Annotated in this window: 17 protein-coding genes; 13 read left to right on the forward strand and 4 right to left on the reverse strand. The window is 74.1% G+C overall.

All coding sequences use genetic code 11. The annotated features are described in order from the left end of the window. Window positions 1–25: 25 nt before the first annotated feature. On the reverse strand, window positions 26–1033 hold the full coding sequence (locus tag BLW86_RS23805) for an SEC-C domain-containing protein (RefSeq protein WP_093875924.1): 1008 nt from the start codon (window positions 1031–1033) through the stop codon (window positions 26–28). Between the two features lie 63 nt (window positions 1034–1096). Here BLW86_RS23805 and BLW86_RS23810 point away from each other — a divergent pair, with 63 nt between their 5' ends. Continuing rightward, the gene (locus BLW86_RS23810; RefSeq protein WP_093875925.1) at window positions 1097–1903 is read left to right on the forward strand and encodes a class E sortase; all 807 of its coding nucleotides are present in this window, start codon (window positions 1097–1099) and stop codon (window positions 1901–1903) included. Here BLW86_RS23810 and BLW86_RS23815 read toward each other — a convergent pair whose 3' ends face one another. Then, a complete protein-coding gene (locus tag BLW86_RS23815) occupies window positions 1904–3271 on the reverse strand; it encodes an MFS transporter (RefSeq protein WP_093875926.1) in 1368 nt (455 codons plus the stop codon). Window positions 3272–3363: 92 nt separating this feature from the next. Here BLW86_RS23815 and BLW86_RS23820 point away from each other — a divergent pair, with 92 nt between their 5' ends. From BLW86_RS23820 to BLW86_RS23835, 4 genes are all read left to right on the forward strand, one after another. After that, window positions 3364–3900, forward strand: a complete 537-nt coding sequence (locus tag BLW86_RS23820; protein WP_093875927.1) for a winged helix-turn-helix transcriptional regulator — start codon at window positions 3364–3366, stop codon at window positions 3898–3900. A 90-nt stretch (window positions 3901–3990) separates the two neighbouring features. After that, window positions 3991–4287, forward strand: a complete 297-nt coding sequence (locus BLW86_RS23825) for a DUF6412 domain-containing protein (protein ID WP_093875928.1) — start codon at window positions 3991–3993, stop codon at window positions 4285–4287. Window positions 4288–4377: 90 nt separating this feature from the next. Next, the gene (locus tag BLW86_RS23830; RefSeq protein WP_093875929.1) at window positions 4378–5097 is read left to right on the forward strand and encodes a YidC/Oxa1 family membrane protein insertase; all 720 of its coding nucleotides are present in this window, start codon (window positions 4378–4380) and stop codon (window positions 5095–5097) included. 137 nt (window positions 5098–5234) lie between these two features. Continuing rightward, window positions 5235–6092, forward strand: a complete 858-nt coding sequence (locus BLW86_RS23835; RefSeq protein WP_093875930.1) for a fumarylacetoacetate hydrolase family protein — start codon at window positions 5235–5237, stop codon at window positions 6090–6092. Window positions 6093–6173: 81 nt separating this feature from the next. Here the strand turns inward: BLW86_RS23835 and BLW86_RS23840 are convergent, their stop codons facing one another. After that, window positions 6174–6650 carry a heme-degrading domain-containing protein gene (locus BLW86_RS23840; RefSeq protein WP_093875931.1) on the reverse strand — a complete coding sequence of 159 codons (477 nt, stop codon included), beginning with the start codon at window positions 6648–6650 and terminating at the stop codon, window positions 6174–6176. Further along, complete coding sequence (locus tag BLW86_RS23845; RefSeq protein WP_093875932.1) at window positions 6647–7735, reverse strand: Gfo/Idh/MocA family oxidoreductase; 1089 nt, start codon at window positions 7733–7735, stop codon at window positions 6647–6649. Before BLW86_RS23845 ends, BLW86_RS23840 begins: the two co-directional genes overlap by 4 nt. Before the next feature lie 71 nt (window positions 7736–7806). On the opposite strand from BLW86_RS23845, the gene BLW86_RS23850 reads away from it, so the two are divergent. The 8 genes from BLW86_RS23850 (at window position 7807) to BLW86_RS23885 (ending at window position 15620) form a co-directional block, all read left to right on the forward strand. Further along, window positions 7807–9138: an ROK family transcriptional regulator gene (locus BLW86_RS23850; RefSeq protein WP_371129574.1), complete on the forward strand. Its 1332-nt coding sequence runs from the start codon at window positions 7807–7809 to the stop codon at window positions 9136–9138. Between the two features lie 165 nt (window positions 9139–9303). Next, entirely contained in the window at window positions 9304–10176 is an 873-nt protein-coding gene (locus BLW86_RS23855) for a hypothetical protein (protein WP_093875934.1), read from the forward strand. 50 nt (window positions 10177–10226) lie between these two features. After that, the gene (locus BLW86_RS23860; RefSeq protein ID WP_093875935.1) at window positions 10227–10985 is read left to right on the forward strand and encodes a GntR family transcriptional regulator; all 759 of its coding nucleotides are present in this window, start codon (window positions 10227–10229) and stop codon (window positions 10983–10985) included. Window positions 10986–11099: 114 nt separating this feature from the next. After that, a complete protein-coding gene (locus BLW86_RS23865) occupies window positions 11100–12221 on the forward strand; it encodes a TIGR03364 family FAD-dependent oxidoreductase (RefSeq protein WP_093875936.1) in 1122 nt (373 codons plus the stop codon). 5 nt (window positions 12222–12226) lie between these two features. Continuing rightward, on the forward strand, window positions 12227–12913 hold the full coding sequence (locus BLW86_RS23870; RefSeq protein ID WP_093878827.1) for a phosphonatase-like hydrolase: 687 nt from the start codon (window positions 12227–12229) through the stop codon (window positions 12911–12913). Next, complete coding sequence (locus tag BLW86_RS23875; RefSeq protein WP_093875937.1) at window positions 12910–13962, forward strand: ABC transporter ATP-binding protein; 1053 nt, start codon at window positions 12910–12912, stop codon at window positions 13960–13962. The genes BLW86_RS23870 and BLW86_RS23875 overlap by 4 nt, the downstream gene beginning before the upstream one ends. After that, a complete protein-coding gene (locus tag BLW86_RS23880) occupies window positions 13955–14836 on the forward strand; it encodes a 2-aminoethylphosphonate ABC transporter permease subunit (protein ID WP_093875938.1) in 882 nt (293 codons plus the stop codon). Before BLW86_RS23875 ends, BLW86_RS23880 begins: the two co-directional genes overlap by 8 nt. Beyond that, complete coding sequence (locus tag BLW86_RS23885) at window positions 14823–15620, forward strand: ABC transporter permease (protein ID WP_093875939.1); 798 nt, start codon at window positions 14823–14825, stop codon at window positions 15618–15620. The genes BLW86_RS23880 and BLW86_RS23885 overlap by 14 nt, the downstream gene beginning before the upstream one ends. Window positions 15621–15633: the final 13 nt, after the last annotated feature.

Consider the following 15633-nt stretch of genomic DNA (forward strand, 5'->3'; position numbering starts at 1 on the left):
GACGGTACCGACATTGACGTACCGACTACGGCAGGTCCGCCCCGTGGCACCCCCCATAAGCCCGCCCCGACCCGCACCAGCACTCCGCCCCCCGGGCCGGTGGCCAAGCCGTGGCGCGCCCCCTGGCCGCCAGGGTGGTGGCGTACTGGGGGAGGAGGTCCGCGTTCGAGGGGTGGGTGGATTCCGAGGCGGCGAAGGCTTCGTAGGAGGGGACCGTGGCGCGGACGATGCCGAGGTTCGGGGTGCCGGCGGTCGCGAGTTCGCGGAGGGACGCCTCGATGTCCGTCAGGTGTGCGCGGTACGTGGGGTACTCGGCCTCCAGCTCCGGGTAGGCCGCCAGGAGCTCGTCCAGTTCCGCTTCCGGCCAGTGGAGGACCGCGACCGGGAAGGGGCGGGAGAGGGCCGTGCGGTACGTGCCCAGTTCCGAGCGGAGGCGGGTGATCTCCGCCTGGAGCTCCGCCGGGTCCGAGGAGCCGAGCGACCACAGGCGCTTCGGGTCGTGGAGTTCGTCCAGCCCGACAGTGCCGGCGTGCAGCCGGTCCGCCAGGTCGTCCCACTCGTCGTGTGTCAGCGCCAGCATCCGCCGGATCCGGTGCCGGGTCGTGATCAGGGAGCGGGTCGCGTGGGGGAGGTCCTCGGGCGGGGGTGCGACCAGGAGGTTCGCTGCTTCCGTGAGTGTCGACTCCGCCGCTTCCAGCTCGTCGTGCGCCTCCAGCGTCTCCGCCGTGATCTCCCACGCCGCCGCGTCCGACGGCCTCGTCCGCCGGATGCCGTCGATGATCGCCCGGGCCTCGGCCTCGTGCCCGTACTCCCACAGGTTCGCCGCCTTCAGCGCCCTGATCAGGTGGGGGCTCGCCGGTTCCCCGGCGAGGAGCTCGTCGTACAGGGCCGTCGCGCCCGGGCGGTCTCCCGCCAGTTCGCGATGGGCCGCGGCCTGGAGGTACAGGGGTTCCCGGTCTCCCGGGTACTGCGCTGCCGTGCGCAGCAGACGCTCGGCTTCGGTGATGTGGGCGGCAGGCGTGTCTGGGCGCATGCCCTCCACCGTACTGCTGTACGGGCCTGGAGAGTTGGCGCCTCAGCGCTTATCGTGCCCCGCGTGCGGGTCACGCAACGGGAGCGGGTGCCGGTCGTCGTCCAGACGGGAGGACGATCTCGTACGGGCGCACGCGCGCTGTGGCTGGCCGCCGAGACCGCCGTCACCTGCGGGGTTCTCATCCTGCTTCTCGTCGTCCATCAGCTCTGGTGGACCAATCGGGAGGCCCGCGCCGAGGCCCTCGACCAGGTGCGCGTCCTGGAGCGGGAGTGGGACATCTCTCCGGTTCCCGAGTCCGTTCCCGAGTCCGTTTCCGGGACCGATGACGAGGGGGGTGCGGTGGAGGGCGTGGCGGAGGGCGAGCCCTCTGCCGGGCCCTCGGTCGAGTCCCGGGCGCCTGCGGCCGCGTCTCCCGTGCCTTCCTCCTCCGCCGCCTTCGCCGTCCTCCGCATCCCCCGGCTCGGGCTCACCGTCCCCGTCGCCGAAGGCGTCTCCAAGCGGTCCGTCCTCGACAAGGGGTACGTCGGGCACTACCCCGGCACCGCCGGCCCCGGGCGCGTCGGGAACTTCGCCCTCGCCGGGCATCGGAACACCCACGGCGAGCCCTTTCGGTACGTCAACCGGCTCGGGGAGGGGGATCGGGTTTTCGTGCGTACGCGTGCGCGTACCTATGTCTATCGCGTCGATCTTGTGCTGGCCTCGACCTCTCCTCGTGACGTCGGGGTCATTCGGGATGTTCCCCGGTCCCTCGTCAAGCCCTCTTACGGGTACGAGGAACCCGGCGCCTACCTCACCCTCACCACCTGCACCCCCGAGTTCAGCAGTGCCTACCGGCTCGTCGTCTGGGCGAAGCTGGTGTCGGCCGGGTGATCAGGCGCGCCCGCGGCCCAGTACGAGCGTGAGCACCGCGCCCGTCAGCGCCAGGGCCGCCGAGACGAGGAGTGCCGTGTCCGGGCCCGTCGTCACCAGTGCCAGCGTCAGGGCCACCCCGGCCGAGGAACCGATGTAGCGGGCGGTGTTGTTGGCGCCCGAGCCCATCGCCGCCCGCTCCGGCGGCACGGAGTCGACCGCGAGCCGGGGCAGCGCCGCGTTCAGGAGGCCGCTGCCCGCGCCCGCCACCAGGAGACCGGGAACGAGTCGCGGCCAGGGGCCCTCCAGGCCGCCGAGGAGGGCGAGGATCCCCGCCGCCGACAGGGCGAAGCCCAGGGCCAGTTGGTACGCGGCGGAGAGCCGGCCCGCGAGGCGCCGTGCCTGCAGCGCCGCCACGAACGCCGTGCCCGACCAGAGGAGGAAGAGCCACGCCGAGCCCAGCGGTGCCATCCCCGCCCCGGCCTGCAGCAGCGCCGGCACCACGCTGAACAGGCCGATCACCGCCAAGCCCGTGAACAGCGCCCCCAGCGTCGACGCCAGGAACGCGGGCCGTCGCAGCAGCGCCAGGTCCACCATGGGCGCCCGGCTCCGGTGCTCGACCGCAGTGAACAGCGCCGTCAGGGCGGCCGAGGCCAGGAGGAGCAGGGCCACCGGGGCCCGCAGCCAGCCGTCGCGGCCGAGCGTGAGTGCGGTCAGCAGTGCCGACATCCCGAGGCCGAGAGTGAGCGCTCCCGCGATGTCGGGGCGCCCCGCTCCTGTTCCTCGCCTCCCGTCGTGCGCCAGCGCCCGCGCTCCCGTCGCCGCGATCACCAGGGCCGCCGCCCCCAGCGTCCCGTAGGCCAGCCGCCAGTCGACCAGGCTCAGCGCGCCCGCGAGGAGCGGGCCCAGCGCGATGCCGGCGCTCACCGAGGCGCCCCAGATCCCGGTGGCCCTGATCCGGTCCCGGCCCGCCGGGTACGCGTGGGCGAGGAGGCCCAGGCTGCCCGCCAGGACGGCCGCGCTCGCCGCGCCCTGGGCGATCCGGGCCAGGGTGAAGGCGAGCGTCGAGCCGGTGAACGCGCCGAGGGCGGTGGTGAGGCCGAGCGTGAGAGTGCCCAGGAGGAAGATCCGGCGCCGTCCGTGCGCGTCGGCGAGGCTGCCTGCCACGAGGAGGAGGACGGCCAGGCCGAGCGGCGTGCCGTTGAGCAGCCAGGCCTGCGCCGAGGCCGGGGTCCCGAAGGCGGCGGCCATGTCGGGGAGGGTCAGCATCGGCGCCGTGTAGTTCATCAGCGCGACCGCGGTGGCGGCGGCCGTGACGGCGAGGGTGGCCCGGGGGCGGCCGGCGCGGGTGCTGGGCGCGGGCCGGGCCGTGGTGGCGAGCGGGGGCATGGCAGGGACCTCCACCTCTCAGGTTCAGTGAATGAACCTTAAGGTAGCAGCAAGGTTCGTTCACCGAACCCGTTGTGCGTACGATGGGCCCCATGGCTCTCGGCAAGGACTACGCCCGGCAGCAGTGCTCCATCGCCCGCGCCCTGGAGGTCATCGGCGAACGCTGGACCCTGCTCGTCGTCCGCGACGCCTTCTACGGCGTCCGCCGCTACAACGACTTCCTCGTCCACCTCGGCATCCCCCGCGCCGTCCTCGCCGCCCGCCTCCAGGCCCTCGTCGAGGCCGGCGTCCTCGACCGGCGGCGCTACCAGGAGTCGCCCCCGCGCGACGAGTACGTGCTCACCGAACGCGGCCTCGCCCTCTGGCCCGTCCTGCGCTCGCTCGGCGCCTGGGGCCGGGCCGAGGTCCCCGGAGCCGTACCGCTGCGCCACTTCCACCACGCCGACTGCGGCACCGAACTCGGCCCGTACGGCGAATGCCCCTCCTGCCGCCTCCCCGTGCCGCTCCCCGACGTCGAGATGCGGCCCGGCGCCGGCCTCGACCCCGACCCCGCCGATCCCGTCAGCCGCGCCCTCCTCCGGCCCCGCCGCCTCCTCGTCCCCCTGGAGCCGGAGCCGACGTCCTCCTGACCCTCGGAGAAAGTTCCGAGGGAGTGCGGGAACTTCCGGGTCTCGCCGTGCGTCCTCACCGTCGGACGGCCGAGAGGAGGAGGTGACGGGATGACCATCAGGGACCTGGTCCTGCGCATCGTCGCGCCGCTGTTCTTCCTGCTCGCCCTCGCCGACCTGCTCCTCTCCGACGGCGCGAGCCTCTCCACCGCCGTCGCCCTCGCCGCGACCGGTGTCGTCCTCGCCCTCCTCGGCGCCCGTACGGCCCCCGCCGTACCGCCCACCGCCGTGCGCACCGCCATCCGCGACCGCGAGCGGCGCACCGCCTTCCTGCCCCAGCGGGACCCCGACGCCGCCGGCCGTCGCAGACCCCGCGCTCCCGGCCGTCCCCTCCCGACGGCCGCGTAGGGAGCCCGCCCTCACAGGAAGCACCTTTCGCGGATCCGTCATGCCGAATCTCCATGCTCCCGGCACGACGAGACCCCACGGAGGGCTCCCTTGAACGTCTTCGCTTCCCTGGTCGAGCGGCTCGCCGACCTGCTCCAGCCGCTCTTCGCCACCACCGCCACGGCCGCCGCGATCGTCCTCTTCACCCTGCTCGTACGGCTCGCCGTCCACCCGCTCTCCCGGGCCGCCGCCCGCGGTCAGAAGGCCCGCACCCGGCTCGCCCCGCAGCTCGCCGCCCTCCGCAAGAAGCACGCCAAGAACCCCGAGCGGATGCAGAAGGCGATCATGGAGCTGCACGCCCGGGAGAAGGTCTCGCCGTTCGCGGGCTGTCTGCCCAGCCTGCTCCAGGCGCCCGCCTTCTTCCTGATGTACCACCTCTTCTCCAGCGGGCGGATGGCCGGGCACAGCCTCTTCGCCGCCCCGCTCGGCGACCACTACGCCGACGCGCTCGCCCACGGCGGCGTCCTCGGCCCCGCCGGCCTGGTCTACCTCGTGCTCTTCGCGATCGTCACCGCCGTCGCCACGTACAACTACCTCCGGGCCAGGCGGCAGCCCGCGCCGGTCGCGGTGGAGCCCGGGCAGCCGGGTGCCGGGATGGCCGCCGGCATGGCCCGGTACCTGCCGCTGCTCTCCTTCGCGACCCTGATCTCGGTCGCCGTCGTACCCCTGGCCGCCGCGCTCTACATCGTCACCAGCACCACCTGGACCGCCGTCGAGCGGGCCTTCCTCTACCGGGACATGCCGCAGGCGGCCCTGGTTACTCCCGCGTAAGGGTCCAGTGTGTGAACGGGGTCTTGCAGAGTGACCCGTCGTCTTGGACGATCGACCAATCCTCCGATGGCCGCACTCCATCGGCCGGGGCACCCTCTGGGCCTTACCGGGCCCACCTCGACCACAAGGAGAAGACCATGAAGCTGCTGCGTGTCGGGCCGCCGGGAGCCGAGCGTCCCGCCCTGCTCGACCAGGACGGAACCCTCCGCGATCTGTCCGCCCTCGTCGACGACATCGACGGCAGTCTGCTCGCCGACGCCTCCGCCCTCGACCGCATCCGGGGCGCCGCCGGCGCCGGCGTGCTGCCCGCGCTCGACGCCACCGGGCTGCGCGTCGGCCCGCCGGTCGGCCGCATCGGCAAGGTCGTGTGCATCGGGCTGAACTACCACGGACACGCCGCCGAGACCGGCCAGGCCACCCCCGCCGAGCCCGTCGTCTTCCTCAAAGCCGCCGACACCGTCGTCGGGCCGGACGACACCGTGCTCGTACCGCGCGGCTCGGTGAAGACCGACTGGGAGGTGGAGCTCGCCATCGTGATCGGCCGCACCGCCCGCTACCTGGAGACCGACGAGGAGGCCCTCGCGCACGTCGCCGGATACGCCGTCGCGCACGACGTCTCCGAGCGCGAGTTCCAGATCGAGCGCGGCGGCACCTGGGACAAGGGCAAGAACTGCGAGACCTTCAACCCGCTCGGCCCCTGGCTCGTCACCGCCGACGAGGTGCCGGACCCGCAGGACCTCGGCCTGAAACTGTGGGTCAACGGCGAGCTCAAGCAGGACGGACACACCTCGGACCAGATCTTCCCGGTCGCGGAGGTCGTCCGGTACGTCAGCCGGTTCATGACCCTGTACCCGGGCGACATCATCAACACCGGCACGCCCGCGGGCGTCGCCATGGGCCAGCCGGAGCCCAAGCCGTACCTGCGCCCCGGCGACGTGGTCGAGCTGGAGGTCGAGGGCCTCGGCCGGCAGCGGCAGGAGCTCAAGAGCGCCTGATCCGACTGATCCGACGGGGCCGGGCGCCGATGTCCTCGGCGTCCGGCGCCCGGCCGGTGGTCAGGTCCCGTCCGCCGGTGGTCAGGCCCCGTCCGCCGCGTACGAGTCGAGCAGTCGCTCCAGCGCCTCGACGACCAGGGCGTGGTCCTCGGCCTGCGGCAGGCCCGAGACCGTGACCGAGCCGATCACGCCCGCGCCCTCGACCGCGATCGGGAACGAACCCCCATGGGCGGCGTACCGGTCGGGGTCGAGGCGCGAGGACGCCTCGAACGTCGTCCCCTTGGCCCGGAAACGGGCCCCGACCAGGAACGAGCTCTCTCCGTACCGCTCGACGACCCGCCGCTTGCGGTCGATCCAGGCGTCGTTGTCCGCGCTGGACCCCGGCAGCGCGCAGTGGAACAGCTGCTGCGCCCCGCGCCGGACGTCGATCGCGACGGGGGCCCTCCGCTCCCGGCCCAGGCCGACGAGGAGGGTGCCGAGCGTCCAGGCGTCCTCGTACGTGAACCGGGGGAGCGTCAGGCGGGCCTCCTGGGCCTCCAGTTCGGCGATCTCGGTCACAGCTTCACCGTGGTTCCCTCGCGGGCCGACCGCCGTGCCGCCTCCAGGACGTCGAGGGCGGCGGCCGCCTCGTGCGCGGTGACCGGGTTCTCGCCGGTGCCGCGCACCGCGGCGGCGACGGCCGCGTAGTACGCCGGATAGTCGCCGGGCAGCGACTCCACCGGGGTGCCGCCGCCGGTCAGCGGAGACTCGCCGGCGCCGAGCCGGCCCCACAGCTCCTCGGGCTCGGCGCCCCAGACGGCGCCCGGCTCCGGCCGCAGCCCCTCGCGGAGGGCGGCCTCCTGCGGGTCGAGTCCGTACTTCACGAAGCCCGCGCGCTGCCCGAGCACCCGGAAGCGGGGGCCGAGCTGGGCGGTGGTGGCGCTCACGTACAGGTGGGAGCGGACCCCGTTCGCGTGGGTGAGCGCGAGGAAGGTGTCGTCGTCGGCCTCGGCGCCCGGCCGGCGCACGTCCGACTCGGCGTACACCGAGACGACCGGGCCGAAGAGGACGAGGGCCTGGTCGACGACGTGGCTGCCCAGGTCGTACAGGAGCCCGCCGATCTCCTCCGGCGCGCCCGACTCGCGCCAGCCGCCCTTGGGCCGCGGGCGCCACCGCTCGAAGCGGGACTCGAAGCGCTGGACCTCGCCGAGCGCGTCCTCGTCGAGCAGCCGGCGCAGCGTGCGGAAGTCGCCGTCCCAGCGGCGGTTCTGGAAGACCGAGAGCAGCAGGCCGCGCTCCTCGGCGAGGGCGGCGAGCGCGCGGGCCTCGGCGGCGGTCCCGGCGAGCGGCTTGTCGACGACGACCGGGAGGCCGGCCTCCAGGGCGGCCGTGGCGACGGCGACGTGCGTCTTGTTGGGGGAGGCGACGACGACCAGGTCCAGCTCGTCCGTCCCCCGCTCCCACAGCTCCTCGGGGCGGGCGGCGACCCGGACGCCGGGGTGGGCGGCACGGGCCTCGGCGGCCCGCTCGGGGTTGCCGGTGGTGACGGCGGCGAGGACGAGGTCCTCGGAGGCGGCGATCAGCGGGGCGTGGAAGACGGAGCCCGCGAGGCCGTAGCCGACGAGTCCGACGCGGAGCGGGGTGCGGGGGTCGGTGCCAGTCATGCGTTCCACTTAAGCAACGCTGTTGCCAAAGTGCAAGCGACCGCCACAATGGGGGAGTGAGGAAAGACCTGGTGGGAGTGAACGTGCCGGCCCTGCGCAGCCACAACGCGGCGCTCGTGCTCGACCTGCTGCGCACGGCGGGGGAGACCGGGATCAGCCGCCTGGAGCTGGCCGAGCGGACCGGGCTCACCCCGCAGGCCGTCAGCAAGATCACCGCGAGGCTCCGGGCCGAGGGCCTCGCCACGGAGGCCGGCCACCGCGCCTCGACCGGCGGCAAGCCCCGCACGGTCCTGCGGCTGGTGCCCTCCGCCGCGTACGCCGTCGGCGTCCACCTCGACCGCGACCAGCTGACGACCCTCCTGGCCGACCTCGCGGGCGCGACCGCCGCCCTGCGCCGCCGCCCCGTGGACCTGGGCGCGGGTCCGGGCCCGGTCCTGGACGCCGTGACGGAGGAGGTACGGGCGCTGCTCGCCATGGTTCCGGGGGACGGGGGCGCGATCTCGCACGGCGCGCACTCGCCGGGGCCGGCCCTGCCCGACGCAGCCCTGCCGGGCGGAGGCCGGCCCGGCGCGGCCCCGCCCGGCGGGAGCCTGCCCGGCGGAGGCTTGCCTGACGGAGGGCCGCCCGGCGGAGGCCTGCCGGGCGGGAGCCTGCCTGACGGAGGCCTGCCGAGCGCGGCCCCGCCCGGCGAGACCCTGCTCGCCGCGGCCCCGCCCGGCGAAAGCGCGCCCGGGGCGGACCCCGGCCTCCGCCCCGGCCCCCGCCCCGGGCGTGTCCTCGGCGTCGGGGTCGCCATGCCCGGGCCGCTGGATCATCGCGCCGGGGTGACCGGCCGGGTGACCGGCTTTCCCGAGTGGGCCGGCCGTCCCGTACGGGACGAGCTGACGGCCCGCCTCGGGCTGCCCGTCGTCCTCGACAAGGACACCAACGCCGCCGCCCTCGGCCTCGCCCTGCGCCCCGCTGCCCCCGGCTCCTTCGCCTACGTCCACCTCGGTACGGGCCTCGGCGCCGGCCTCGTCCTCGGCGGCGCGCCGCTGCGCGGGGACAGGACCGGGGCGGGCGAGCTCGGCCACCAGACCGTCCAGCTCGACGGTCCGCCGTGCGGCTGCGGCGGGCGCGGCTGCCTGGAGGTCCTGTGCCTGGCGGCCGTCGCGCGCGGCGAACACGACGAGGCCGCGCGGATCCTGGGCGTGGGGGCGGCCAACCTCGTCCGGCTCCTCGACATCGACCAGGTCCTCCTGGGCGGCCGGGTGGTGCTGGCCGCGCCGGAGGTCTTCGCGGCGGGCGTACGGGAGGTGCTGGGCGGCCTCGGCCTGGCGACCCCCGTGGGCCTCGCGACCGGCCGGGACGCCGTGGCGGAGGGCGCGGCGTGGCTGACGCGGGCGCCGGTCTTCGGGAAGTAGACGAAACCCTGGTCTTCCGATCATCGGAAAGTAGGCCGATCGAGCGGATGTGTCGGTCCTAACGGGGGGTTCCCCCGGCGTCGCTGACCCGCCCGTCCCCTCCCGCGTGGCAGCGTCTCCGCCGTTCCCTGCCCTTCAGGACCTAGCAGCAAAGGCACCCCTCCCATGGCCCCCGCCCCCCTGCGTCCGCGCGGCGTCCGCGTCGCCGTGACCGTGGCCGCCGCCACGGCCGCCCCGCTCGTGATCGTCGCCCCGGCCCCCGCCGCCCCCGCGCCCGACCCGCCCACCCCCGCCTGCGGCACCCCCGACGGCGGTGGCTTCCCCCTGGACACCCGGATCCACGGGGGGCCGGACGACTATCCGGCGGGCGGACCGTTCCAGGGCTGGAAGCTGGACCTCACCAACACCACCGACGCCCCCTGCTCGGGCGTCCACCCGGTGCTCGTCCTCACCGACCGCGACCGGGCCCTGCGCCCGGAGCAGATCCGGTTCGAGTTCTACGACGCCGGGTCGGCGCTCTGGCGTCCGGTGGCCTTCGAGTCGACCGAGGACGCCGAGAACGTGGGCGCGTTCACCGGTTTCGGCGGCTTCGCGGTGCCGGCAGGCCGGACGCTCACCGTCCCCGTGCGCCTGGCGTTCGAGGCGGGGACGCCGCCCGACGAGGTCGTCGTGAACGCGGCGGTCGTGCAGCGCCAGGGCGAGGACGGCGACTGGGTCGGCGAGTCCGGCGACTACCGCCTGACCGTGGGCCCCGCCGGGCCCGGCACCCCCACCGCGCCTGCCGCGACTCCCACACCCGACACGACCCGCACGCCCCACCCGTCGGCGCCGCCCGCCAAGGAGACCCGCCCGCCGACCCCCAGCGCGCCCGCCACCCGGAGCCCGGAGAGACCCGCCGACGCGGCGCCGGACCGCGAACTGGCCGGTACAGGAAGGGAGTCGGAGGAGTACGCGCGCGTCCTCGTCCCGCTCGCCGCAGGCCTCCTCCTGCTCGGCGCGGTGCTGCTGCGGGCCGCCCGCCGCCCCCGGCACCGCTGAGCCATGCTCCGTACACCTTCCCGTTCATCCCGGTCTGCGACCATCCCCGGATGAACTACCAGACCAGCCCCGGCGCCCCCGTCCGCTCCGGCATCCCCGAGCACGGCCGCGTCCCCAAGTACTACGCCGTCAAGGCCAAGATCGCCCTGTTGGTCGACGAGTTGGGGGAGGGCGGGCTGCTGCCCACCGAGCGCGATCTCGCCGTCCGGTACGAGGTGTCCCGCGAGACCGTCCGGCAGGCGCTGCGCGAACTGCTCCTGGAGGGGCGGCTGCGCCGCCAGGGCCGGGGCACGGTCGTCGCCGGCCCCAAGCTGGAGCAGCCCCTCTCGCTCGCCAGCTACACGGAGGGCGTGCGTCGCCAGGGCCGCCGCCCCGGCCGCAGCCTGATCTCGCTCGACCGCTTCCCCTGCCCGGAGGCGCTCGCCCCCGAGGTCGGCGCCGAACGGGGCGAGCCCGTCTGGCACATGGAGCGCGTGCTGCTCGCCGACGACGAGCGGGTCGGCCTGGAGAGCACGTACGTCTCCGAGGCCCGCGCCCCCCGTCTGGACACCGAGTTCGACCCGGACTCCTCCTTCTACGCCTATCTGCACGACCGGCTCGGCATCTCCTTCGGCGACGCCGACGAGCGCATCGAGACCGTCCTCGCGACCCCGCGCGAGGCCCTGCTCATCGGCACGCCGCCGGCGCTGCCGATGCTGCTGCTCCACCGCGTCTCCCGGGACACCGCGGGGCGGCCCCTGGAGCGCGTCCGCACGCTCTACCGGGGGGACCGGTTCAGCTTCACCGCCCATCTGGGGCGGCAGGGCTGACCACGCGCGAGGTAACGGAACGGTAACGGGTCTGGTCCAAGCTTGTCGGTCCGTTCACCGTCCCGTCGTCCCCCGGATCCGTCCGGTCCACCCGTCCCCGCGACCGTCGACGTCATGAAGGTGATCGTCGTAGGAGCCGGCGTGGTGGGAACCATGCACGCCTGGCACGCAGTGGAACGCGGCCACGAGGTCGTACACATCGAGCGCGAGGCCGAGGCGCGCGGGGCCTCCCTCCGCAACTTCGGCCAGATCTGGGTGAGCGGACGGGCGGGCGGCGAGGAGCTCGACACCGCGCTGCGCGCCCGCGAACTGTGGGAGGGCATCGGCGCCCGCGTCCCCGGCCTCGGCTTCCGGGCCATCGGCTCCCTCACCCCCGTGCGGGGTGCGCTCGAACTCGCCGTCGCCGAGGCCGCCGTGGCCCGCCCCGACGCCGCCGCCCGCGGCTACAAGCTCCTCACCGCCGACGAGGCGCGGGCGATCAACCCCGCCCTGCGCGGGGCGTTCGAGGCCGCCCTGTGGTGCGAGCGGGACGCGGCCGTCGAACCGCGCCTCGCCCAGCTCGCCCTCCGCGAGGCCCTCCTCGCCACCGGCCGCTACACCTTCCTGCCGAACCGCGAGGTCCGGGACGTGGTCGGCGAGAACGCGGTCCGCGACGACCGGGGCCAGACCCACACCGGCGACGCCGTCGTCCTGTGCACCGGCGCCTGGCTCTCCGGCCTCGTCCGCGAGGTCGCCGGCGAGATACCGGTCCGCCGCGTCCGGCTCCAGATGATGCAGACCGCGCCCCTCGGCGAGCCGCTCACCACCTCCGTCGCCGACGCCGACTCCTTCCGCTACTACCCGGCCTACGCCTCCCCCGCCCTCGACGCCCTCAACGAGGGCCAGGCGCAGGATCCCACCGCCGCCACCCACAAGATGCAGCTGCTCATGGTGCAGCGGCTCGACGGCGGACTGACCATCGGCGACACCCACGAGTACGAGCACCCCTTCGCCTTCGACACCCTCGAAGACCCCTACGAGCACCTCACCCGCGTCGTCGAGTCCTTCCTCGGCCGCCCGCTGCCGAAGATCCGGCGCCGCTGGGCCGGGGTGTACGCGCAGTGCGTCGACACCAGCCGGGTCGTGCACCGCCAGCGGGTCCGCGACGGCGTCTGGCTGGTGACCGGGCCCGGCGGCCGAGGCATGACCTGCTCGCCCGCCATCGCCGAGACGACCGCGAACGAACTGGGCTGGTGAACGAGATGACCGACATGAACCTCGTCGTACTGGACATGGCAGGCACCACCGTCGCCGACGGCGGCCTCGTCGAGCAGGCCTTCACGGCCGCCGCCGAACGCCTCGGCGAAGACCCCGCCACGATGATCGACTACGTCCGCGCCACCATGGGCGAGTCCAAGATCTCCGTCTTCCGCCACCTCTTCGGCGGCGACGAGACCCGCGCCCAGGAGGCCAACCTCGCCTTCGAGGCGGCCTACGGGGAGCTGGTCTCCGGCGGACTGATCGCGCCCGTCCCCGGTGCGGCCGAGGTGATCGCCGACCTCCGCGAAGAGGGCCGGGCGGTCGTCCTCACCACCGGCTTCGCCCGGGTCACCCAGGACGCCATCCTCGACGCCCTCGGCTGGCGGGACCTCGTCGAGCTGACCCTCTGCCCGGCGGACGCGGGCGGCCGGGGGCGCCCCTACCCGGACATGGTCCTCGCCGCCCTCCTCCGCACCGGAGTCGTGGACGACGTCCGCCAGGTGGCCGTCGCGGGCGACACCTCGTACGACATGCTCAGCGGCGTCCGCTCCGGCGCCGGGATCGTCGCGGGCGTCCTGACCGGCGCGCACGACGAAACCGCCCTCAAGGAGCACGGCGCCACGCACGTCCTCTCCTCGGTCGCGGAACTGCCCGGACTGATACGGGAGCACGAGGAGCACGGCGCATGACCAGCGGCATCCGCTTCGACGGCGTCACCGTCACGTACGGCGGCAACACCGTCCTCGACTCCCTCGACCTCACCGTCGAGCCCGGCGAGGTCATGGCCCTCCTCGGCCCCTCCGGCTCCGGCAAGACGACCGCGCTGCGGGCCGTCGCCGGATTCGTCCGGCCGGCCGCCGGACGGGTGCTCATCGGCGACCGCGACGTCACCGCGCTCCCGCCCTACAAGCGGGGCATCGGCATGGTCGTCCAGCAGTACGCCCTCTTCCCCCACCTCAAGGTGGAGGCCAACGTCGCCTTCGGCCTGAAGGCCCAGAAGGTGCCCAAGGGCGAGATCCCGGGGCGGGTCGCCGAAGCCCTGGAGATGACCGGCATGGCGGCCTACGCCCAGCGCTACCCCCGGGAGCTCTCCGGCGGCCAGCAGCAGCGCGTCGCCATCGCCCGCGCCCTCGCCATCCGCCCGAACGTGCTCCTCCTCGACGAGCCGCTCTCCGCGCTCGACGCCCAGCTGCGCTCCGGGATGCTGGCCGAACTGGCCCGGCTCCACCGCGAGCTCCCCGACGTGTCGATCCTGTACGTCACCCACGACCAGGCCGAGGCGCTGACCCTGGCCGACCGGATCGCCGTCATGGACAAGGCCAGGCTCCAGGACTGCGGCACCCCGCAGGACCTGTACCGGCGCCCCCGTACGGAGTTCACGGCCTCGTTCGTCGGCAACGCGAACCTGCTGCCGGTGCGGGTCGGGGAGGGCGGCGTCGCCTTCGAGGGCGTCGCCCTCGACGTCCCGGTCGCCGGCGCCCTGCCGGGGGCGGCCGCCACCCTCTGCGTCCGCCCGCACCTCGTGGGACTCGGGCCGGGGCCCAATGCCCTGAGCGGCCGGATCACCGAGGTCCAGTGGCGCGGCTCCACCCACCGGCTGTACGTCGAGGTGGGCGGGCACCGGGTCAAGGCGGACGTGCGGGAGCTCAGGGAGACGCCGGCACTCGGTACCGAGGTGACGGTGCACTTCGCGCCCGACGACGCCGTGCTGCTTGCCGCGGGGGTCAGCGATGGCTAGTCCCGGCACAGGGCTGATGGAACGGAACTCCGCACCGGCGGTTGTGCCCACCCGTTCCGCCCCTGCGGAACGTATGCCCACATCCAGGTGGCTTTGGTCCTTGCCCCCCGTCGCCGTCCTCGCCCTCGTCTTCCTCTACCCCCTCGCCCTCGTCGTCCAGGAGTCCCTCGCCCCCGGGGCGTACGCCGAGGTCTTCGCCTCCGTGTCCTTCCGGGACGCGCTCGTCACCACCGTGTGGCTGGCCGTCGCCTCCACCGTCGGCTGTCTGGTCCTCGGGTTCGTCCTCGCGCTCGTGATCGCGTTCGTGCCCTTCCCCGGGGGGAAGGCGGTGTCGAAGTTCATCGACGTCTTCCTCTCCTTCCCGTCCTTCCTGATCACGCTCGCCCTGCTGTTCCTCTACGGCACGGTCGGCATGGCCAACGGGATCTGGACGGACGTCACCGGGGACCCGGCCGGCCCCTTCCGGTTCCTCAGCACGCCGTGGGGCGTGCTCCTCGCCGAGATCACGTACTTCACGCCGTTCGTGATGCGGCCGCTCCTGGCCGCGTTCTCGCAGATGGAGACCGCCCAGCTGGAGGTGGCGTCCTCGCTCGGCGCCCGGCCGCCGCGGATCGTCCGGCAGGTGATCCTCCCCGAGGCGCTGCCCGCGCTCGCCGCCGGCGGCAGCCTCGTCCTCGTCATGTGCCTCAACGAGTTCGGGATCGTCCTCTTCACCGGCGCCAAGGGCGTCACGACCCTCCCGATGCTCGTCTACTCCAAGGCGATCCTCGAATCCGACTACGCCGCCGCCTGCGTCGTCGCCGTCGTCAACGTCGCCCTGTCGGTCGGCCTGTACGTCCTCTACCGGGGGGTGAGCCGCCGTGCTGGTGCATAGCCGTACGGGCAGGTGGACGGCGTGGGCCCTGTTCGCCGTCCTGTTCGTCCCGCTCTTCGCCCTGCCCCTCCTCGTCATCCTCGCCGCCTCGTTCTCCACGCACTGGTCCGGCGCCTTCCCCTCCGGACCCACCACCGCCCACTACACGGCGGCCGTGCGCGGGGAGTCCCTCCAGGCGCTCACCACCAGCCTGGTCACGGCCGTCACCGCGAGCGTGGTCGCGCTGACCGTCGGCACCTGGGCCGCGCTCGCCGCGGCCGCCCTGGGGAAGAAGGGCAAGAGGGTCCTCGACGCCCTGTTCATGCTGCCGGTCGCCGTGCCGTCCGTGGTCGTGGGCCTCGCCGTCCTCGTCGCCTTCTCGCAGCCGCCGGTGCTCCTCAACGGCACGCGCTGGATCGTGATCCTCGCGCACACCGTCCTCGTCACGGCCTTCGCCCACCAGTCGGTCTCGGCCGCCCTCCGGCGCCTGGACCCGGTGTACGAGCAGGCGGCGGCCAGTCTCGGCGCCCGCCCCTCGTACGTACTGCTCCGGGTGAAACTCCCGCTCCTGCTGCCGTCCCTGACCGCGGCCGCCGGGCTCTGCTTCGCCCTGTCCATGGGGGAGCTGAGCGCCACGATGATGCTCTACCCGCCGGACTGGATGCCGCTGCCGGTGCTCATCTTCACCGCCACGGACCGCGGCTCCCTCTTCACCGGCTCGGCGCTCGCCGTGGTCCTCATGGCCGCGACGCTCCTCGTGCTCCTCGCCGTCTCCCGTATCCGTACCAAAGCCTCGTACCGCTAGTACTGCCAGGAGA

It is taken from the genome of Streptomyces sp. TLI_105 (assembly GCF_900105415.1).
GTDB lineage: Bacteria > Actinomycetota > Actinomycetes > Streptomycetales > Streptomycetaceae > Streptomyces.